At 72.5% G+C, this 4,917-nt stretch carries 1 protein-coding gene; it reads right to left on the reverse strand.

The annotated features are described in order from the left end of the window. Window positions 1–4,917: non-ribosomal peptide synthetase (locus tag CLV67_RS50725; RefSeq protein ID WP_146169672.1), on the reverse strand; the 4,917-nt coding region annotated here is incomplete at both ends.

The following is a 4,917-nucleotide window of genomic DNA, read 5'->3' on the forward strand; positions in this document are numbered from 1 at the left end:
CGTGGCTGGGGGGACGTCGGCTGCGGTGTCGTTGAGGGTGGCCAGGCGGGCGTGATCGGTGCCGGTCAGGATCGGGAGCTGGGATACCGGGCGGGCGGGGTCGGCGGCCACCCCTTCCAGCAGGAGCAGCAGGTGATCGGCCCAGGCACGGACGGTCGCCTCGTCGAACAGGGCGGTGCTGTACTCGAACGCCGCCTGCAGTCCGTCGCCCGGCGTCTCGGTGACGATCAGGCGGATGTCGAACTTCGACACGATCTCGGCCGGCGGCGTGGCGTCCTGCACCGTCACGTAGTTGAACACCGTCTGCACCAGCGGCGTCCGTGACCGGTCCCGCACCTGGACCAGCTCGTCGACGAGCTGTTCGAAAGGCAGATCCTGATGGGCGTACGCCTCGATGACCGTTGTTCTGGTTCTGGCGAGCAGCTCGGTGAACGCCGGATCGCCGGTCGGCCGGACGCGGAGGGCGAGGGTGTTCACGAAGAAGCCGATCAGTCCCTCGGTCTCGTGCTGGCGCCCGGCGACCGGTGTGCCGACCAGCACGTCGTCCTGGCCGGTGTGCTGCCGTAGGAACACCGTGTACGCCGCCAGAAGCGACGTGAAGAGGGTGACGCCCCGCTCCTGCGACAGCGCGCGAAGTCGCGTGACCAGCGTGGCGGGCAGACCGAACTCGATCAGCGCGCCGTTGATGTCCCGGACGGGCGGGCGGGGGCGGTCGGTCGGCAGTTCGAGCACCGGCGGGTCGGCGAGCTGTCGCCGCCAGTAGCCGAGCTGCCGGTCGAGTTCCGCGCCGGTCAGGTGGGCCCGCTGCCACGCTGCGTAGTCGGCGTACTGGATCGGCAGCGGAGTCAGCGTCTCCCCGGCGAGCAGCGCGGACAGCTCCTGGCGCAGGATCCGGCCGGACCACTCGTCGGCCACGATGTGATGCATCGTCAGCGACAGGCCGGACGGCACCAGCGCGGCCCGGAGCAGCGGGCCGGTGGACAGCTCGAACGGCCGGTCGTCGTCGGCCGCAGCGAGGGCCACCGGCGCGGGCGGGTCGACGATCTGGTGAGGCTCACCGTTCCCGTCGGTGACGATGCGGGTGCGCAGCACCTCGTGGCGGGCGACCACCTCGGTCAGAGCCCCGGCGACGGCGTCGGCGTCGACCGGCGGGTCGAGGGGGATCCGGGTGCGGACGTTGTACTCGACCGACGACGGTTCCAGCTCGGCGAGGAACCACAGCCGCTGCTGACCGAACGACAGCGGCAACGGGCGGTCCCGGCCGGCGGGCGTGATCGGCACGGCCGTGGTCAGCGCTCCGGTGCCGACCTTTCCGGCCAGGCCGGCGACGGTCGGGTGCTCGAAGAGCGTGGCCAGCGTGACGTCCACACCGAACGCGTTCCGGATCCGCCCGACCACCCGGACAGCCAGCAGCGAGTGCCCGCCCAGGTCGAAGAAGTCGTCGTCCACGCCGACCCGGTCGAGGCCCAGCGCTTCGGCCCAGATCGCGGCGACGGTCGTCTCGGCCGGAGTGGCCGGGGCCCGGTAGGCGCCGGACAGTTCCGGGCGGCTCTCGTCGGGCTCTGGCAGGGCGGCCAGGTCCACCTTGCCGTTGGGCGTCAGCGGGAACTCGCCGACCGCGACGAACACCGACGGGATCATGTGCCCGGGCAGCAGACCACCCAGGAAGGCCCGCAGCTCATCTGCCGCCGGCAGCCCGCTGACCGCCGGGGTGGCGAGGTGGGAAGGCTGCGGGGCGGTGGGCAGGAGGTAGGCGACGAGGCGGCCGCGGTGGGCGACTACCGCGGCCGCGGCGATCGACGGGTGGGTGGTGAGGGCGTGCTGAACCTCGGCCGGCTCGATGCGGTGGCCTCGGATCTTGAGCTGGTGGTCGGTGCGGCCCAGGAAGACCAGCTGCCCGTCGGGCAGGCGGCGGGCCAGGTCGCCGGTGCGGTAGAGGCGCGAACCGTCGCCGGCGAGGTGGTCGGGGACGAACGAACCGGCGGTCAGGACCCGTCGGCTGTGATAGCCGCGGCCCACCCCGGCTCCGCCGATGAAGATCTCCCCGGGCACACCCACCGGCACCGGCCGCAGCCACCGGTCGAGCAGGTGCACCCGGACGTTGACCAGCGGAAAACCGATCGCCGGCCGGTGCACCGGGTCCGCCGGGACCAGGGCCGTGGTGGCGCAGACCGTGGTCTCGGTCGGCCCGTAGGAATTGATCATGCGGTGCCGGCGGGCCCACCGGCCGGCCAGCGCGGCGTCGAGCTGCTCGCCGCCGGTGATCAGGGTCGCGAGACCGCCCAGCTGTTCCGGCTCCAGAGTGGCCAGGACGGCCGGCGGCAGCGAGGCGACCGTGACACCCTGCCCGGCGATCAGCTCGACGAGCCGCTCCGGGTTGGTCCGGGTCGCTCCGGCGGCGATCACCAGCGTGGCGCCGGACGCGAGCGCGACGGCCGCCTCGGCGACGGCCACGTCGAACCCGGCGGACGCGAACTGCAGACGCACCGTCTCCGGCCCGATCCCGAACACCGCGCGGTGCCCCGTGATGAGGTTCGCCAGGCCACCGTGGGTGACCTGCACGGCCTTGGGCCGCCCGGTCGACCCTGACGTGTAGATCAGGTACGCGAGCTGGTCACCGCGGACCCGGACCGCCGGAGGCCCGGAGCGGGCCGCCCGGACGCGTGGATCGTCGAGCACGGCCCGGTCGATGACGATCCGCGCGTCACCGTCGGCGCGCATGTACGCGATCCGCTCGGCGGGCAGATCCGGATCCAGCGGCAGATAGGCGCACCCCGCCCGCCAGACCGCCAGCATCGCCGCGACCTGCTCGATCCCGCGTTCCAGGTGGACGCCGACCACGGTCTCCGGCCCGGCGCCGCTGTCGAGCAGGTGATGTGCGAGCCGGTCGGCCAGCTCGTCCAGCTCGCGGTAGGTGATCGCCCGGTCTCCGCTGACCACGGCCCGCGCGCCGGGACGTTCACGAGCGCGGCTCGCGATCGCGTCCATCGCCAGGGGCGCCGCCTCCGGCCGTACGACCTGCTCGTTCCAGGATTTCAGCTGCTCGCGCTCGGCGGCGGTGAGCATCCCGGCACGGGACACCGGACGGTCCGGCTCCGTGATCAGCTCGGACAGCAGTGTCAGCAGGTGACCGGCGAAACGGTCCGCCCAGGCCGGCTCGTACAGCGCGGTGCTGTAGTGCACGCCCCCGACCAGCCCGTCCGCGGTCTCCTCGACGACGAGGGACAGGTCGAACTTGACCGGCACCGGGTCGTGCCGATGCTCCCCGGTGTGGACGATCTCGTCGCTCTCACCCGCCGTGGCGTAGGTGAACAGGGCCTCCACCAGCGGCGTGCGCGAGCGGTCGCGCTCCCGGACCAGCTCGGTGACCAGCTGTTCGAACGGCAGATCCGCGTGGGCGTACGCCTCAAGGGTCGTTGATCTGGTCCTGGCCAGAAGCTCGGTGAACGTCGGGTCGCCGTCGAGCCGGAAGCGCAGGGCCAGGGTGTTGACGAAGAACCCGATGAGCGGCTCGGCGTCGGGATGGTTCCGGCCCGCCACCGGCGTGCCGATCAGCAGGTCGTCCTGGCCCGAGTAGCGGTGCAGCAGTGCCGCGTAGGCGGCTGTGAAGACCATGAAAGGAGTGGTGCCGGTACGCCGGCCGAGCTCCCGGATCCCGTCGGCGACGGCGGACGGCACCGCGAAGTCGAGAACCGCACCGGCACCGGACCGGACCGGCGGCCGCGGATGGTCGGCGGGCAGGTCGAGAACCGGCGGCCGGGCGAGCCGCCGTCTCCAGTGGTCGAGCTGCGCGTCCCGGACCGCACCGGTGAACCATTCACGCTGCCAGACGGCGAAGTCGGCGTACTGGATCCGCAGCGGAGGCAGCGTCTCGCCGGCGAGCAGCGCGAGCAGCTCCCGCCGCAGGATCCGGGTGGACCACTCGTCGGACACCACGTGGTGCATGTCGAGCGCCAGCACGTGCCGGTCCTCGGCGACCCGGATCAGCCCGGCGCGCAGCATCGGCCCGGTGCCCAGATCGAAGGGGGCGAGCGCGTCCGCCGAGCGCGTCAGGGTGATCGGCGCTGCCGGGTCGACGATCTGGACCGGGCCGCCGTCCGAACCGGCGACCAGGCGGGTACGCAGGATCTCGTGCCGGTCGACCAGCGCGGTCAGCGCCGTGGCCAGGGCGTCGGTGTCCAGCGGCCCGTCGAGCGGGATCCGCAGTGGCACGTTGTACTCGACCGAGTCCGGATCCAGCTGGGCGAGGAACCAGAGCCGCTCCTGGGCGAACGACAGCGGAAGCTCGCGGCCGCGAGCGACCGCGGTGATCGGCGGCAGAACCGTGGTGGCGGCCCGGTCGATCACGTCGGCGAGCCCGGCGACCGTGGGGTGGTCGAACAGGTCGGCCACGGTCACCTCGTGCCCGGCCGCCCGGATCCGGCTCACCACCTGGGTCGCGATCAGCGAGTGGCCGCCCAGGTCGAAGAAGTCGTCGGTCGCGCCGACCCGTTCGGCACCGAACAGGTCGGCCCAGATCCCGGCCACCATCTTCTCGGTCGCGGTGGCCGGGCTGACGTGTCCGGTGGTGATGGCCTGCCGCGGTGCGGGCAGGGCGGTGAGGTCGCGTTTGCCGTTGACCGTGAGCGGGATGCCGTCGATCTCGGCGAACAGTGCCGGGATCATGTAGTCGGGCAGCACGGCGCCGAGGTGGCGCCGAAGTTCTTGACCGTCCGGCGGGGTCCCGTCCGGCACCAGATACGCCACCAGCCGGTCCTCGTGACCCACCACGACCGCCGCGCTGATCCGCGGATGCCGGGTCAGGGCGTGCTCGACTTCGGCGGGTTCGATGCGGTGGCCGCGGATCTTGAGTTGCTGGTCGGTGCGGCCGAGGTGGTCGAGGTTGCCGTCGGGTAGTTGCCGGGCGAGGTCGCCGGT

It is taken from the genome of Actinoplanes italicus, from assembly GCF_003001815.1.
Taxonomy (GTDB): Bacteria; Actinomycetota; Actinomycetes; order Mycobacteriales; family Micromonosporaceae; genus Actinoplanes; species Actinoplanes italicus.